Source organism: Kitasatospora sp. SolWspMP-SS2h, assembly GCF_003259315.1.
Taxonomy (GTDB): Bacteria; Actinomycetota; Actinomycetes; order Streptomycetales; family Streptomycetaceae; genus Kitasatospora; species Kitasatospora fiedleri.
Map to the genome: position 1 here is coordinate 1 of NZ_QLLT01000025.1, position 15,457 is coordinate 15,457.

General features: G+C 73.2%; 13 protein-coding genes. 8 read left to right on the plus strand and 5 right to left on the minus strand.

Annotated elements, in window-relative coordinates:
* The coding region (locus tag K353_RS26690) for a M4 family metallopeptidase (protein ID WP_370447663.1) at positions 1 to 1,016 on the minus strand (1,016 nt) is incomplete at its 3' end.
* A 462-nt stretch (positions 1,017 to 1,478) separates the two neighbouring features.
* Between K353_RS26690 and K353_RS26695 the strand changes: the two genes are divergently transcribed.
* From K353_RS26695 to K353_RS26710, 4 genes are all read left to right on the plus strand, one after another.
* Positions 1,479 to 2,018 (plus strand): MarR family winged helix-turn-helix transcriptional regulator, encoded by a 540-nt coding sequence (locus tag K353_RS26695; protein ID WP_100836312.1) that lies wholly within the window; start codon positions 1,479 to 1,481, stop codon positions 2,016 to 2,018.
* Between the two features lie 20 nt (positions 2,019 to 2,038).
* Positions 2,039 to 2,371: a DUF3817 domain-containing protein gene (locus K353_RS26700; protein WP_111556090.1), complete on the plus strand. Its 333-nt coding sequence runs from the start codon at positions 2,039 to 2,041 to the stop codon at positions 2,369 to 2,371.
* A 176-nt stretch (positions 2,372 to 2,547) separates the two neighbouring features.
* On the plus strand, positions 2,548 to 4,248 hold the full coding sequence (locus K353_RS26705) for a methylmalonyl-CoA mutase (protein WP_111556091.1): 1,701 nt from the start codon (positions 2,548 to 2,550) through the stop codon (positions 4,246 to 4,248).
* A gap of 91 nt (positions 4,249 to 4,339) precedes the next feature.
* On the plus strand, positions 4,340 to 5,257 hold the full coding sequence (locus tag K353_RS26710) for a sigma-70 family RNA polymerase sigma factor (protein WP_111556092.1): 918 nt from the start codon (positions 4,340 to 4,342) through the stop codon (positions 5,255 to 5,257).
* 7 nt (positions 5,258 to 5,264) lie between these two features.
* On the opposite strand, the gene K353_RS26715 is transcribed toward K353_RS26710, so the two are convergent.
* Positions 5,265 to 5,960: a TetR/AcrR family transcriptional regulator gene (locus tag K353_RS26715; protein WP_199528256.1), complete on the minus strand. Its 696-nt coding sequence runs from the start codon at positions 5,958 to 5,960 to the stop codon at positions 5,265 to 5,267.
* Between the two features lie 336 nt (positions 5,961 to 6,296).
* Between K353_RS26715 and trxA the strand changes: the two genes are divergently transcribed.
* The 4 genes from trxA to K353_RS26735 all read left to right on the plus strand — a co-directional run bounded on the left by trxA (position 6,297) and on the right by K353_RS26735 (position 10,501).
* Positions 6,297 to 7,277, plus strand: a complete 981-nt coding sequence (trxA, locus tag K353_RS26720) for a thioredoxin (RefSeq protein WP_111556093.1) — start codon at positions 6,297 to 6,299, stop codon at positions 7,275 to 7,277.
* Positions 7,278 to 7,903: 626 nt separating this feature from the next.
* Positions 7,904 to 8,551, plus strand: coding sequence for a DUF6230 family protein (locus tag K353_RS26725; protein ID WP_100836306.1), 648 nt, complete (start codon positions 7,904 to 7,906; stop codon positions 8,549 to 8,551).
* 142 nt (positions 8,552 to 8,693) lie between these two features.
* Positions 8,694 to 9,257, plus strand: coding sequence for a DUF6114 domain-containing protein (locus tag K353_RS26730; protein WP_111556094.1), 564 nt, complete (start codon positions 8,694 to 8,696; stop codon positions 9,255 to 9,257).
* The gene (locus tag K353_RS26735; protein WP_111556095.1) at positions 9,254 to 10,501 is read left to right on the plus strand and encodes a hypothetical protein; all 1,248 of its coding nucleotides are present in this window, start codon (positions 9,254 to 9,256) and stop codon (positions 10,499 to 10,501) included. The genes K353_RS26730 and K353_RS26735 overlap by 4 nt, the downstream gene beginning before the upstream one ends.
* 74 nt (positions 10,502 to 10,575) lie before the next feature.
* Here K353_RS26735 and pyk read toward each other — a convergent pair whose 3' ends face one another.
* From pyk to pta, 3 genes are all read right to left on the minus strand, one after another.
* Positions 10,576 to 12,006, minus strand: a complete 1,431-nt coding sequence (gene pyk, locus K353_RS26740; RefSeq protein ID WP_111556096.1) for a pyruvate kinase — start codon at positions 12,004 to 12,006, stop codon at positions 10,576 to 10,578.
* A 112-nt stretch (positions 12,007 to 12,118) separates the two neighbouring features.
* Positions 12,119 to 13,324, minus strand: coding sequence for an acetate/propionate family kinase (locus K353_RS26745; RefSeq protein ID WP_111556097.1), 1,206 nt, complete (start codon positions 13,322 to 13,324; stop codon positions 12,119 to 12,121).
* Positions 13,321 to 15,456, minus strand: a complete 2,136-nt coding sequence (gene pta / locus K353_RS26750; protein WP_111556146.1) for a phosphate acetyltransferase — start codon at positions 15,454 to 15,456, stop codon at positions 13,321 to 13,323. Before pta ends, K353_RS26745 begins: the two co-directional genes overlap by 4 nt.
* Position 15,457 lies beyond the last annotated feature (1 nt).

Below are 15,457 nucleotides of genomic sequence, written 5' to 3' on the forward strand. Positions count from 1 at the left end.
GTCATGCAGAAGCAGCTGTCGTCCCAGAACGCGTTGACGTAGTTGCTGCCGTAGTGGACCCGGCTGTACGCGCCGACGCCGTCGTTGCGGATGCCGCTGCGGCCGAAGGTGTTCTTGTAGAAGTCCCAGGTGACGGCCGCGCCGTACTGGGCGTCCACGGCCGCGGACTCGCCGTTGGAGGCGGAGCCGCTGCCCCAGGTGTTGCTGGTCTTGGAGTAGACGGTGCCCTTGCCGGAGGTCTTGCCGGCCAGGGTGGTGGTGTACTGGCCGCCGCGGGTGGCGTCCTTCAGCGTGTAGGTGCTGCCGGACAGCGTGGTGGTCAGCGAGACGCTGCCGACGAAGACGCCGTTGCCGGTGCCGGTCGCGTTGGAGGTCTGCACCTGCTCGTGGCTGGAGAGCAGCGCGCCGCTGTCCGCGTCGGTGACCAGCACCTGGTGGCTCGGGGTGCCGTCCGCCCGGACGCCCTCCACGGTGGTGCGGTAGGCCAGCCGCGGGGCGCCGTCGGCGGCCCAGACCACCAGCTGGGCGTCGCCGCTCGCGCCGGAGACCGAGGCGAGGGCGGCCTCGTCGGCGTCCGCGGTGATGCCGACGGTGGCCTGCACCGCGCCGGTCGCCTTGGCGGCGGCCTGGCCGGCCGACAGCTTCGGGCTGAGCGAGGCGGGGGCCAGGCTGCCGGGGACGGCCTTGTCGGTGGACTTCACCTTGCCGTTGGCGGCCTGGTGCACGACCAGGTCGCCGCCGAGCACCGGCAGGCCGTCGTAGGTGCGCTCGTAACGGAAGTGACGGGTGCCGTCGGCGTCGACGACGGCGTCCTTGACGACCAGCTTCTCCTGGGCGCCCAGGCCCAGGGCCTTGGCGGCGGCGGGCGCCTGTGCGGCGGCCAGCGCGAGCTGGTCGCCGTGGCCCAGGGCGGCGGGACTGGGGGCGGCGTACGCCATTCCGGCGCTCACCTGGATCGCACCGGCCAGCAGGGCCGAGGCAGAGAGAACGGCGCCGACAGCGAGCTTTCGCTTCACGTACGGGTTCCTTCCGGATCAACCGCGTGTGCGCGGTCACACCTCGTCCCGGGGCACCGGGGTCAGTGCCTGCTGGGGCGGAACGGGTGCTGACGTGCAGCTCCGTGCGGTCAGGCGACATCCGCCGGTGGGGTGGGCCGGCGGGTGTCGAACGGGGCTGGCCAGAAGCATGACGACGCGGCGGCGGCCGGGAACAGCCGTTCGGCAACTATTGGCAAACTCTCGCCAGCGCCCGGGAAAAGAACAGCCCAGGACATTGGATGTTTCACTGCGAACCGTGCCGCGTGGACTGCGCGAAGGCCCAACTCCGGTGCAATCACTGAATATTGCCGGAATATGCACGGTAAAAGGCCGTCGGCCGGCCGCTCTCGTCTGTTTGGCGTGATCCCGCCAAGTGGGGCGGCTTGTCCACCATCGTGGACACCTGCTACCCCCGCCCGGCCCCGCGGGTACGGTGGGGGCGTGCCCAAGCCCCTCGCCCTCGACTTCGACCCGATCGCCCGCGCCGACGAGCTCTGGACCCGCCGCTGGGGCAAGGTGCCGTCCATGGCGGCGATCACCTCGGTGATGCGCGCCCACCAGATCCTGCTCGGCCGGGTCGACGCCGTGGTCAAGCCCTACGGCCTCACCTTCGCCCGCTACGAGGCCCTGGTGCTGCTCACCTTCAGCCGCTCCGGCGAGCTCCCGCTCTCCAAGATCGGCGAGCGCCTGATGGTCCACCCCACCAGCGTCACCAACACCGTCGACCGCCTGGAGCGGGCCGGCCTGGTCACCCGCCGCCCCAACCCGCTCGACGGCCGCGGCGTCCTCGCCGCCATCACCGACCGCGGCCGCCGGGTCGTCGAGGAGGCCACCCGCGAACTCGTCACCGTCGAGTTCGGCCTGGACGGCTACGACGCCGACGCCTGCCGCGAGGTGTTCGACCTGCTGCGCCCGCTGCGGATCGCCGCCGGCGACTTCGAGGCCCCGGCCGGGGAGGGGCCCGACCGGGACGGCGCGTAGGGGCGGTTACCCTCGACTGCATGAAGCAGAGTGTGCTGACCCGCTACCGCGTTATGGCCTACGTCACCGGTGTGCTCCTGATCCTGCTCACCCTCGGGGTGATCGCCAAGTACGTCCTCGACGTCTCGGGCGCGTCCGGCTTCACCGCCGCGGTCGGCATCGCGCACGGCTGGCTGTACGTGGTCTACCTGGCGTTCGCCTTCGACCTGGGCACCAAGGCCAAGTGGCCGATGGGCAAGCTGCTCTGGACCCTGCTGGCCGGCACCGTCCCCACCGCCGTGTTCTTCGTCGAGCGCCGGGTCGTCCGCGAGGTCGCGCCGCTGGTCGCCGCACCGGAGCCGGTCGCCGCCTGACCGCGCCCGCACCAGCGCTCTGCCGGGGCGCCCCTTCCGCCGGAAGGGGCGCCCCTCCGCGTGTCCGGGGCCGGCCGTCGACAGGTACTAGGACGTCCGAGTAAATTACTAGGACATCCAAGCAGTTCTTCCGCCGCCCCCACCGGAGCGGCCGCACGGAGCGGGAGTCGGAGCCGATGGACGCCGAGCAGATCGAGGCCGGACGGCAGCGCTGGCAGCAGCGGTACGACAGGGCGCGCAAGCGCGACGCGGACTTCACCACGCTGAGCGGCGAGGAGGTCGCCCCGGTCTACGGCCCGCCGCCCGGCCGGGAGGTCGAGGGCTTCGAGCGGATCGGCTGGCCCGGCGAGTACCCCTACACCCGCGGCCTGCACCCCACCGGCTACCGCGGCCGGGCCTGGACCATCCGCCAGTTCGCCGGCTTCGGCAACGCCGAGCAGACCAACGAGCGCTACCGGATGATCCTCGACTCCGGCGGCGGCGGCCTCTCCGTCGCCTTCGACATGCCGACCCTGATGGGCTACGACTCCGACGACGCCCGCTCGCTCGGCGAGGTCGGCCACTGCGGCGTCGCCATCGACTCCGCCGCCGACATGGAGGTGCTGTTCCGCGGCATCCCGCTCGGCGAGGTCACCACCTCGATGACCATCAGCGGCCCCGCCGTCCCGGTCTTCTGCATGTACCTGGTCGCCGCCGAGCGCCAGGGCGTCGACCCCGCCGTCCTCAACGGCACCCTCCAGACCGACATCTTCAAGGAGTACATCGCCCAGAAGGAGTGGCTCTTCGCCCCCGAGCCCCACCTGCGCCTGATCGGCGACCTGATGGAGCACTGCGCGGCCGGCATCCCCGCCTACAAGCCGCTCTCCGTCTCCGGCTACCACATCCGCGAGGCCGGGGCCACGGCCGCCCAGGAGCTCGCCTACACCCTCGCCGACGGCCTCGCCTACGTCGAGCTCGGCCTCTCCCGCGGCCTCGACGTGGACGTCTTCGCCCCCGGCCTGTCCTTCTTCTTCGACGCCCACCTCGACTTCTTCGAGGAGATCGCCAAGTTCCGCGCCGCCCGCCGGATCTGGGCCCGCTGGATGCGCGACCACTTCGGCGCGAAGACCGACAAGGCGCAGTGGCTGCGCTTCCACACCCAGACCGCCGGCGTCTCGCTCACCGCCCAGCAGCCCTACAACAACGTGGTCCGCACCGCCGTCGAGGCGCTCTCCGCCGTCCTCGGCGGCACCAACTCGCTGCACACCAACGCCCTCGACGAGACGCTCGCCCTCCCCAGCGAGCAGGCCGCCGAGATCGCCCTGCGCACCCAGCAGGTGATCATGGAGGAGACCGGCGTCACCAACGTCGCCGACCCGCTCGGCGGCTCCTGGTACGTCGAGGCGCTCACCGACCGGATCGAGCGGCAGGCCGAGGCGATCTTCCAGCAGATCCTGGACAAGGGCGGCCTCGGCCGGGAGGGCGCCGAGCACCCGATCGGCCCGATGACCTCCGGCATCCTGCGCGGCATCGAGGAGGGCTGGTTCACCGGCGAGATCGCCGAGGCCGCCTTCCGCTACCAGCAGGGCGTCGAGAAGGGCGACAAGCGGGTGGTCGGCGTCAACTGCCACCCCCGCAGCGTCACCCCCGAGCTGGAGATCCTCCGGGTCAGCCACGAGGTCGAACGCGAGCAGGTCCGCGCCCTGCGCGAGCGCAAGGCGCGGCGCGACGAGGACGCCGTCCGGGCCGGCCTCGACGCGATGCTCGCCGCCGCCCGCTCCGGCGCCAACATGATCGAGCCGATGCTCCGGGCCGTCCGCGCCGAGGCCACCCTCGGCGAGATCTGCCACGCCCTGCGCGAGGAGTGGGGCACCTACCGGGAGAACGCCAGCTTCTAGGCCCTGCCCGACCGCCCGCCCGACCACCCGGCCGCCCCGGAGGCCTGTCCGTCCGCGCCCCTATCCTGGCCCGGGGAAAGGGGAGTGACGGATGACCGGGGGAGCGCGGCTCGCCGAGCGGTTCGAGGAGCACCGGCCCAGGCTGCGGGCGGTGGCGTACCGGATGCTCGGGTCACTGGGCGAGGCCGACGACGTGGTGCAGGAGACCTGGCTGCGGCTGGACCGGCACGCCGAGGAGGTGGAGAACCTGGGCGGCTGGCTGACCACCGTCGCCTCCCGGGTCTGCCTGAACGAGCTGCGCGGCCGGGAGCGGCGGCGCGAGGAGGAGCTGGACACCTCGGTGCCGGACCCGGTGCTGGCCGCGCCGGAGCGGGACGACCCGGAGGCGGCCGCGCTGCTGGGCGACCGGGTGGGGATCGCGCTCCAGGTGGTGCTGGGCACGCTCGGCCCGGCCGAGCGGCTCGGGTTCGTGCTGCACGACCTGTTCGCGGTGCCGTTCGAGGAGATCGCGCCGCTGCTGGACAAGTCTCCGGCGGCGGTGCGGCAGGCGGTGAGCCGGGCCCGCCGGCGAGTGCGTGAGGGCGCCCCGGAGCCGGACCGCGACCCGGCGGCCCAGCGGGCCGCGGTGGAGGCGTTCCGGGCGGCCTCCCGGGACGGCGACTTCGAGGCCCTGGTGGCGGTGCTGGCCCCGGACGCGGTGCTGCGGGCGGACGGCGGCACCGCGATGGCGGCGCTCAGCAAGGTGCTCCGCGGCAGCCGGGCGATCGCCTCCTCGGCGCAGGGCTTCCGGCACCTGCTGCCGTTCGGCCGCCCGGTGCTGGTGAACGGCGCCCACGGGGTGCTGACGGTGGTGGACGGCGCGCCGGTCTCGGTGATGGCGTTCACCGTGGTGGACGGCCTGGTCGCGCGGATCGACGTGCTGGCCGACCCGGAGCGGCTGGCGGCGCTGGACCTGACCGGCCTGACCGGCCCGGACGGCCCTGACGGGCCCGCCGGCCTCGACGGCTGAGCCCGGATCAGCGCAGCAGCCCCGGGAAGGGGCCCAGCAGTAGGGTGGTGAAGCGGCGGATCCAGTCCGGGGTGACGGGTTCGCCGCTCACCAGCAGCCGGTGCTCGACGGTGCCGGCGATGGTGTCGAAGATGATGTCGATCTCCTCGTCGGCGGCGGCCCGGTCCCGGTCCGGGTCCATCTCGCCGCGGGCCTGGGCGTTGGCCCGGCCGAGTTCGACCAGGACCTTCTGCGGCTGGACGATCCGCTCCCGGATCCGCCGGCGCAGCTGCGGGTCGCGGGTGCCCTCGGCGAACAGGGCGAGCAGCGCGGCCTGGGTCTCGGGGAGGCTGAGCAGTTCGGCGAAGCGGGCGACCACGGCCTCGATGTCGGCCTGGAGGCTGCCGCGGTCGGCGCACTCCAGCTGGTCGAAGAGGCTGGCGATGGCGTCGACGACGAGTTCGCTCTTGGACGGCCAGCGCCGGTAGAGGGTGGTCTTGGCCACGCCGGCCCGCAGGGCGACGTCGCCCATGGTGAGCCCGCCCCAGCCGAGTTCGGCGAGCGCCTCGCGGGTGGCGTCGAGGATGGCCTGGTCGGCGGCGGCGCTGCGGGGGCGGCCCTTGCCGCGGGCGGGCGGCGCGCCGGGCGGGGCGTCCTCGACGGGTGCGGCGTCCGGGGCGGGCGGGTCCTGGTGCTCGGCGGGCTGCCGGGTGGTGGGGGCCACCGCGCCTCCTGGCTTGTTTACTCAGAAGTAACTTGTTGCTTCCACGGTAGCGACATGCCGCGTCGACCGGCACCCGCCCCGGACCGGAAAGTGGGACAGCTCACGCTCCGGGAGGGTGCGGGGGGCTTGCGGGGGGAGCCCGGGGGGCAGATACGCTACGACCAGTAGCGAAAGAGCGACGACCATCGCGCCCCGCCCCGGGATCGGGCGGGCGCCCGACGCGGGTGGGGACCCGCGTCGAACGGTCCGGGCCCCGCCGGGGAGGCGGGCGGCCCGCTCCGGTCTTTTCCGGGTGGATGGCACCCGGCACCGGCTCCGACGGGGGAGGATAGGGCCATGCAGTCACGGAATTCGCGTCTCAACAGCTCCGCCCTCCGCGGTGCGGTGGACCTCGCCGCGGTGAAGGCGGCCGGAGAGGCCGCCCAGAAGGCGGAGCAGACCCGGGCCGAGCGGGCCCGGCAGGCGGCGGCGGGCGACGGCCCGGCGCTCGCGGACTACCCCCTGGTCCTGGACGTCACCGAGGAGACCTTCGAGTCCGAGGTGGTCCAGCGCTCGGCCGAGGTCCCGGTGGTGGTGGACTTCTGGGCCGAGTGGTGCGGCCCGTGCAAGCAGCTCAGTCCGGTGCTGGAGCGCCTCGCCGAGGAGTACGCCGGCCGGATCGTGCTCGCCAAGATCGACGTGGACGCCAACCCGGAGATCGCCCAGCAGTTCGGGATCCAGGGCATTCCGGCCGTGATGGCGGTGGTGGCGGGCCAGCTGGTGCCGCTGTTCCAGGGCGCCGAGAACGAGGCGAACGTCCGCAAGATCCTGGACCAGCTGATCGCGGTGGCCGAGCAGCGCTTCGGCATCGTCGGCGGGGCCGCCGGCGGCGGCGAGGGCGCGGCGGCCGAGCCCCGGGTGCCGGCCGACCCGGCGCTGGAGGCCGCGCACGACGCGCTGGACCGGGGCGACCTGGCCGGCGCGGTGCGGGCGTACCAGAACGTGCTGAGCGACCGGCCCGGGCACGTCGAGGCCAAGCTGGGCCTGGCCCAGGCGCAGCTGCTGCAGCGGGTGGAGGAGCTCGACCCGCAGCAGGTGCGCGCCGACGCGGCGGCCGACCCGAAGGACGTGCCGGCCCAGCTGCGGGCCGCCGACCTGGACCTGGTCGGCGGACACGTGGAGGACGCCTTCGGGCGCCTGGTCGACACCGTCGCCCGGACGTTCGGCGAGGACCGGGACGCGGCGCGGCTGCGGCTGCTGGAGCTGTTCGAGGTGATCGGCTCGGAGGACCCGCGCACCGTGGCGGCCCGCCAGGCGCTGGCCCGGGTGCTGTTCTGACGAGCCGCCCGAGCGGCCCGTCCGGGCGCTGACCGGGCGTCCCGGACGGGGCACCCGGGAGCGTCCCGGCGGCACCGGGTGACACCTCGGGTGACCTGCGGTGTCGTCGGCGATTTGACGACTTTCGGGTGGAGTCCGGCCAGGTTTACCAAATCTTGATAACGCCCCGCCGCGGTCACGACTCGTGACCGCGGCGGGGTGTTTCGGCAGTGTTTCAGCAGTTTGACATCGGACGCACCCGCGATTTCGGTCACACTCCGTTGCGGAGCCTTCGATTCCATGATCGACCCCGTTCACTGTTGGATTACCCGTCAGTAACGGACCTCTTGTGCTCTGCCCCGGTTTGGACAACGATCGGCCACGCCCGGTCCCTCGGCGACGAGGGGTCCCCACCGGGTGAGGGCAGGGGGGTAACCGCGGATCCCACGCAGCGGTTCCTGGCCTCGAAACGGCCGCGCGGCCCGCGCGGCCGCCTGGTTGTCGCTCGGGGGTGATCGCCCGCGCCGTCCCCACGGCGGCAGGCGCTCTCCGCTACCGAGGACGTAGCTCTCTCCCATCCCGGGCCGGACCACGTGCGGGACGCACCGGAACGACCGGAGATGTACGTCCTAGAAGGAGGACCACGCATGTCCCAGTCCTACGGCAAGACCCGCTGGAAGCGCTTCGCCCTGGTGATGGTGCCCAGCATCGCGGCCACCGCCGCGATCGGCGTCTCGCTGGCCAACTCCGCCCTCGCGGCCTCGTTCTCGGTCTCCGGCCAGCAGTTCAAGGTCACCGTCGACGACCTCCAGGGCGAGGGCTTCTCCCAGTTCGGCGGCGTGGACGTCGAGAAGAACGGCACCCCGCACCCGGTCGCGGTCTCCGCCTTCGACCACGCGACGCTGAAGAACCTGTGCCAGTCGGTCGTCACCGACCTCGGCCCGCTCGGCAAGTGGACCCTGGTCCTCAACGCCGGCCAGAGCGACGACAAGGCGAAGCAGGTCGACGCCCAGCAGCTGCTGATCGACCTCAACCAGCTGAACGCGGACGCCGAGTTCAAGAACATCAACATCGGCCAGGACGCCGGCACCCTCAAGGGCTCCGCCGTCAAGAAGCTCCAGGACGACGGCGGCACCCTGCCGACCGGCGCCCAGGGCTTCGCCCAGGCCGCCGACTCCGCGCACCTGCAGCACGTCCAGCAGACCGCGTGGGCCACCTCGGCCGGCACCTTCACGCTCAACGGCCTGAAGCTGAACATCAACAAGGGCTCCGGCGCGGGCGTCGAGTGCTACTAGTCCGCACCTGAGGGCCCGCCCGCCGGGCCCGACGGCGGACCACCGGTGCGAGGGGGCGGCCGCGCCGCCCCCTCGCACCGCACCCCGGCGCACCCGGGACCACCCGTCTTCCCCCTCGGACCCACCATCGAGGAGTCGCACCATGTCCAGCGCAACCGTCGAGGCCTGGCCCGAGAACCCGGTCGGCCCGGTCGGCCGCACCCGGCGGGGGTTCCGCGCGTGGCGGCGCACCCGGCCGTTCTGGGGCGGGCTGCTCGCGATGATCGCCGGCGTGCCGATCCTGTACTTCCCCTACGCCCACCTCAGCCTGGGCGGCCTGACGGTGGCGATGGCCACCACCGCCGGCGCCGGATCGATGATCATCGGCCTGCTCATGATCTCGCTCGGGCTGACCGCCTGGTTCCAGCCCGTGGTGCGGATCTTCTGCGGGGTGGCGACCACCATCCTGGCGCTGATCTCCGTCCCGGTCTCCAACCTCGGCGGCTTCGGCATGGGCCTGGTGCCCGGCCTGATCGCCGGCGGCCTGCTGGTCTCCTGGGCGCCGCTGCCGGAGCCGGTCGCCGACCCGGCCGCCGGGTCCACCGCGGAGTTCGCCGCGGCCCCGCAGCCGGCCCCCGCCGCGCAGCTGCCCGCCCAGGCCGCCGCCGAGCGGCCGTTGGAGCACGGGCCCGTCCCGCAGGCGCCCGCCGGAGAGGAGCAGCGGTGACCGGACCCGAGCAGCCGACCGTCCCCGGCCCCCGGCACGCGGTCCCCCGGGAGGGGGTCCGCTCCCGGCTGCGCGGACGGGCGCTGGCGATCGCCGCCGTGCCGACCGCGCTGCTGGTCGGCGCGGCCTACGCGCCGACGCTGGCCGCCGCCGACCCGCAGCAGAGCGGCGCCTGCGCCCCGGACACGGTGCTGAAGGAGACGCCCGTCCCGAAGAGCGAGATCAAGGTGCTGCCGGACTCCTCGGTGAGCCGGGCCGCGACCGCCGGGCAGGCCCCGGCGGGCAGCGCCGCCGCGGTGCCGGCGGTCTTCACCGGCCAGGCCGGCCCCGCGACGGCGCAGTCCGCCGTGTACACCGTGCCGAAGGCGGACGCCGCCCCCGGCGGGGTCCGGCAGGCCGGGGTGATCGACGACTGGTGGAACGACCTGATCCACCCGGGCGCGAGCGCCTCCCCGTCCCCGACGCCCTCGCCGACCGCGCGGCCCACCACCGCCGCGCCGACCGCCCCCGCGGCCACCCCGGCCCCGTCCGGCGCCCCCCGCGCCGCCGGGACGCCCGCCGCCCCGTCGGCGCCCGCCGCCCCGGCCGCGAGCGGCTCCACCGCCCCGAAGCCCACCGCCTCCGGCGGCACCGCGCCCAAGGGCAGCGCCGCGCCCTCGTCCTCGTCCTCGCCCTCGCCGTCCGCCTCGGCCTCGGCGGACCCGAACTGCCTGGTCAGCACCAAGGGCCTGGCCGCGAAGGCGGCCCCCTCCGGCCACGTGGTGCCGGACCAGAACTGGGTGCTGCACTCCACCCGGCTGGCCCTGCACGGCTCGGTGTTCAACGGCGTCTACGACGTCACCACGGAGAGCGGCACCAAGCGGGTGCTGAAGTTCACCACGGCCAGCGTCGACATCGAGAACCTCGACATGTCGACCATCCAGATCCCCGGCCTGACCTTCCACGTGAAGAGCCGCGAGGGGTCGACCTCGACCATGCGCAACGGGCCGATCACCATGTACGTGGAGAGCCTGTCGGGCAACCTGGCGGCGGTCTACGGCCTGCCGATCCCGATCGACCTGGGCCAGATCACGCTCACCCCGGACACCCTGCCGAAGTGGCTGTGGGACCTGCTGGGCGCGGTGCCGATCCCGCTGGACCTGACGCTGACCAACGCCAAGGCGGTGCAGGCGGGCCAGTTCGGCGGCGACCTGACCATCCCCGGCATGCGGCTGTTCAACGACAAGGAGCCGTACGACGGCTGACCGGCCGCCACGGAACGCCGCAGGGGCGGGACCCGGTCCTCGGGTCCCGCCCCTGCGGCGTTCGCGCGGGGTGCTCAGCTCTCCGAGCGGGCGCCCAGGTGGTGCACCTGGACCATGTTGGTGGTGCCCGGGATGCCGACCGGCACGCCGGCCGTGACGATCACGGTGTCGCCCTCGGCGAGGCGGCCCATCTTGAGCAGCTCGCGGTCGAGCTGCTCGACCATCTCGTCGGTGGTGGCCACCTGCTCCGAGACGTACGCCTCGACGCCCCAGCTCAGCGAGAGCTGGTTGCGGGTGGCGACGTCCGGGGTGAAGGCGATCACCGGGATCGGCGAGCGGTAGCGGGAGAGCCGGCGCGCGGTGTCACCGGACTTGGTGAACGCGACCAGCGCCCTGCCGTCCAGGAAGTCGCCCAGCTCGCACGCGGCGCGGGCGACCGAGCCGCCCTGGGTGCGCGGCTTGCGGCCCGGGTTGAGCGGTTGGAGGCCCTGCGAGAGCAGCTCCTCCTCGGCCTTCTCGGCGATCCGGCTCATGGTCCGGACGGTCTCGACCGGGTACTTGCCGACGCTCGACTCGGCGGACAGCATGACCGCGTCCGCCCCGTCCAGGATGGCGTTGGCGACGTCGGAGACCTCGGCGCGGGTCGGGCGCGAGGCGTGGATCATCGACTCCATCATCTGGGTGGCGACGATGACCGGCTTGGCGTTGCGGCGGGCGAGGGTGACCAGCCGCTTCTGGACCAGCGGCACCTTCTCCAGCGGGTACTCGACGGCGAGGTCGCCGCGGGCCACCATGATCGCGTCGAAGGCGAGGACGATCTCCTCCATGGCCTCGACGGCCTGCGGCTTCTCGATCTTGGCGATGACCGGCACACGAATGCCGACCTCGTCCATGACCTTGTGCACGTCGTCGATGTCCGCGGCGTTGCGGACGAACGACAGCGCGACCATGTCGACGCCCAGCTGGAGGGCGAAGCGCAGGTCGTCCTTGTCCTTCTCGGACAGCGCGGGGACGTTGACCGCCGCGCCGGGCAGGTTGATGCCCTTGTTGTTGGAGAGCACGCCGCCCTCGACCACGACGGTCTTCACCCGCGGGCCGTCGACGCTGACGACCTCCAGGGCGATGACGCCGTCGTTGATCAGGACCGGGTCGCCGGGCTTCACGTCGCCGGGCAGGCCCTTATAGGTGGTGCCGCAGATGTGCTGGTCACCGGGGACGTCCTCGGTGGTGATGGTGAACGTGTCGCCGTTGTCAACGGTCACCGGGCCGTTGGCGAAGGTCGCCAGACGGATCTTGGGGCCCTGCAGGTCGGCCAGCACGCCGATGGTGCGGCCGGTGTCCTCCGAGACCTGGCGGACGCGGCGGTACCGGTCCTCGTGCTCGGCGTGGGAGCCGTGGCTCATGTTGAGGCGGGCGACGTTCATGCCCGCTTCGACGATGGCCTTCAGCTGTTCGTAGGAGTCCGTCGCGGGACCCAGGGTGCAGACAATTTTCGCTCGGCGCATATCCGTCAGTCTATCCGTTCGTGTTATCGGTACATTCAGCTCGTACCGTCAGATATCGCCAACGAACATTCCGAGGGGTGGGATACTGACGGGTAGTCATCCCGCGCGGGGCCTACACCTCGTGGACCAGCGCGAACGTCTGCTGGGCGATCTCCAGCTCCTCGTCGGTCGGCACCACGGCGACGGTGACCCGCGAGTAGGACGGCGAGACCGTCCGCGCCTCCCGCGAGCGCACCGCGTTCAGCTCCGGGTCGACCGAAATGCCCAGCTCCTCCAGGTTGGCACAGACCGCGGCCCGCACCTCGACGGAGTTCTCCCCGACACCCGCGGTGAACGCCACCGCGTCCACCCGCCCCAGCACCGCGTAGTAGCCGCCCAGGTAGCGCCGGATCCGGTGCACGTACGAGTCGAACGCCAGCTTGGCGTCCTCCTCGCCCTCCTGGGCCCGGCGCACCACCTCGCGCATGTCGTTGTCCCCGCACAGGCCCAGCAGGCCGCTGCGCCGGTTCAGCAGGTCGTCGATCCCGTCGATGCTCATCCCGCCCACCCGGTGCAGGTGGAACACCAGGCCCGGGTCCACGTCGCCCGAGCGGGTGCCCATCACCAGGCCCTCCAGCGGGGTCAGGCCCATCGAGGTCTCCACGCACACCCCGCCCGCCACCGCCGAGGCCGAGGCGCCGTTGCCCAGGTGCAGCACGATCACGTTCAGCTCCGCCGGGTCCCGGCCGAGCAGCCGGGCGGTGGCCCGGGAGACGTACCGGTGCGAGGTGCCGTGGAAGCCGTAGCGGCGCACCCGGTGCGCGTCGGCGGTGGCCCGGTCGATCGCGTAGCGGGCCGCGTGCTCGGGCAGCGTGGCGTGGAACGCGGTGTCGAAGACCGCGACCTGCGGCAGGTCCGGGCGCAGCGCCCGGGCCACCTCAATGCCGGTGATGTTCGCCGGGTTGTGCAGCGGCGCGACCGGGATCAGCCGGCGGATCTCGGCCAGCACCGCGTCGGTGACCAGGGTCGGCCGGGTGAAGCGCAGCCCGCCGTGCACCACCCGGTGGCCGATCGCCGCCAGCTCCGGCGAGTCCAGGCCCATCAGGTCCGCGGCCAGCTCCCCGGCCACCGCCTCCAGCGCCACGTCGTGCCCGGCGAAGCGCCGCACCGTCTCGCGCGGCTCCCCGGCCGGCGGCAGGTGCAGCAGCCGGCCGCCCTCCTCGCCGATCCGCTCCACCAGGCCGGAGGCCAGCTTCGAGCCGTCCAGCATGTCGATCAGCTGGTACTTCAGCGAGGACGACCCGGCGTTCAGCACCAGGACACGGGTACCGGCGGTCACTGCGCGCCTCCTGCGGGGGAGTCCTCGACGGGCTGGGACTGGATGGCGGTGATCGCCACGGTGTTCACGATGTCCTCCACCAGGGCGCCCCGGGACAGGTCGTTCACCGGCTTGTTCAGGCCCTGGAGCACCGGGCCGACCGCGATCGCCCCGGCCGAGCGCTGCACCGCCTTGTAGGTGTTGTTGCCGGTGTTCAGGTCCGGGAAGATCAGCACGGTGGCCCGCCCGGCCACCGCCGAGCCCGGCAGCTTGGTCGCCGCGACGTGCGCGTCCACCGCCGCGTCGTACTGGATCGGGCCCTCCACCAGCAGGTCCGGGCGCTGCTCGCGGACCAGCTCGGTGGCCCTGCGGACCTTGTCCACGTCCGCGCCGGAGCCCGAGGTGCCGGTCGAGTACGACAGCATCGCCACCCGCGGCTCCACCCCGAACTGGGCGGCGGTCTCCGCCGACTGGATCGCGATGTCGGCCAGCTGCCGGGCGTCCGGGTCCGGGTTGACCGCGCAGTCGCCGTACACCAGCACCTTGTCGGCCAGGCACATGAAGAACACCGAGGAGACGATCGCCGCGCCCGGCGAGGTCTTGATCACCTCGAAGGCCGGCCGGATGGTCGCCGCGGTCGAGTGCACCGCGCCGGAGACCATGCCGTCCGCGATGCCCTCCTGCACCATCAGGGTGCCGAAGTACGAGACGTCGGCGACCACGTCCAGCGCCCGCTCCACCGTCATGCCCTTGTGCGCCCGGGCCTTCGCGTACAGCTCGGCGAACTGCTGGCGCAGCGGGCTGGCCGCCGGGTCGACGATCCGGGCCTGCGCGCCCGCGTCGCCGGCCTGCGGAAACTCGATGCCCAGCGCGGCCAGCCGGCGGTGCACCGCGTCCGGGTCGCCGAGCAGGGTCAGGTCGCAGATGTTGCGGCGCAGCAGCACCTCGGCGGCGCGCAGCACCCGGTCCTCGGTGCCCTCCGGCAGCACGATGTGCCGGCGGTCCGCGCGGGCCCGCTCCAGCAGCGCGTGCTCGAACATCATCGGGGTCACCCGCTCGGACCGGCTCAGCTCGATCCGGCTGGTCAACTCGGCCGTGTCCACGTGCAGTTCGAACAGACCGAGGGCGATCTCGGCCTTCCGCGGGCTGCTCGGCCCGATCCGGCCCTCCAGGTGGGTGAGCGCCGCCGCGGTCAGCCAGGAGCCCTCCGACACCTCCGCCACCGGGGTGCCCGGGGCCAGCCGGGAGGCCAGCGCCATCACGTTCGGGCCCGGGTGCTGGCCGAGCGTCAGCAGCACGCCCGCGATCGGCGGGGAGCCCGCCGCGTGCGCCGCCAGCGACCCGATCACCAGGTCCGCCCGGTCGCCCGGGGTCACCACCAGCGCGCCCTCGGTCAGCGCGTCCAGGAAGGTCGGCAGCATCGCCCCGCCGAACACGAAGTTCCGCACGTCCCGGGAGAGCCCCGCCGCGTCGCCCAGCAGCACCGTCGCGCCGGTCGCCTCCACCAGCTGCGCCACCGTCGGCGCGGCCAGCGCCGGCTCCTCCGGGATCACGTACACCGGCACCGGCAGCTTCTCGGTCAGCGTCCGCTGCACCTGCTGCTTGGCCCCCGGCCGGACCCGGTTGGCCACCATCGCCAGGATCGAGCACCCCAGGTCCCGGTAGGCCCGGTGCGCGTTGCGCACCTCCGCGACCACCGCCTGCGGGTCCTCGTGCCGGCCGCCGACCACCGGCAGCACGCCCGCCCCGAACTCGTTCGCCAGCCGGGCGTTGAACGCCAGCTCGTCCGGGATGTTGGTCTCCGAGAAGTCGGTGCCCAGCACCAGCACCGCCTGGCAGCGCCGCTCCAGCCGGTGGAACCGGTCCACCAGCGCCGAGACCAGCTCGTCCTGCCCGCTGGCCGCCTGCAGCGCCGCCGCCTCGTCGTAGGTCAGCCCGTACAGCTCGTCGACCGGCAGGTCCAGCCGGTACCTGCCGCGCAGCAGCTCCACCACGTGGTCACTGCCCGCCCCGCCGCCGTCGGGGGCGTGCACCAGCGGCCGGAACACCCCCACCCGGTCCACCTGGCGGGTGAGCAGTTCCATGACCCCGAGCTCCACGGCCTGCCGGCCGTCCCCCCGGTCGATCCCGGTCACGTACACGCTGCGCGCCACG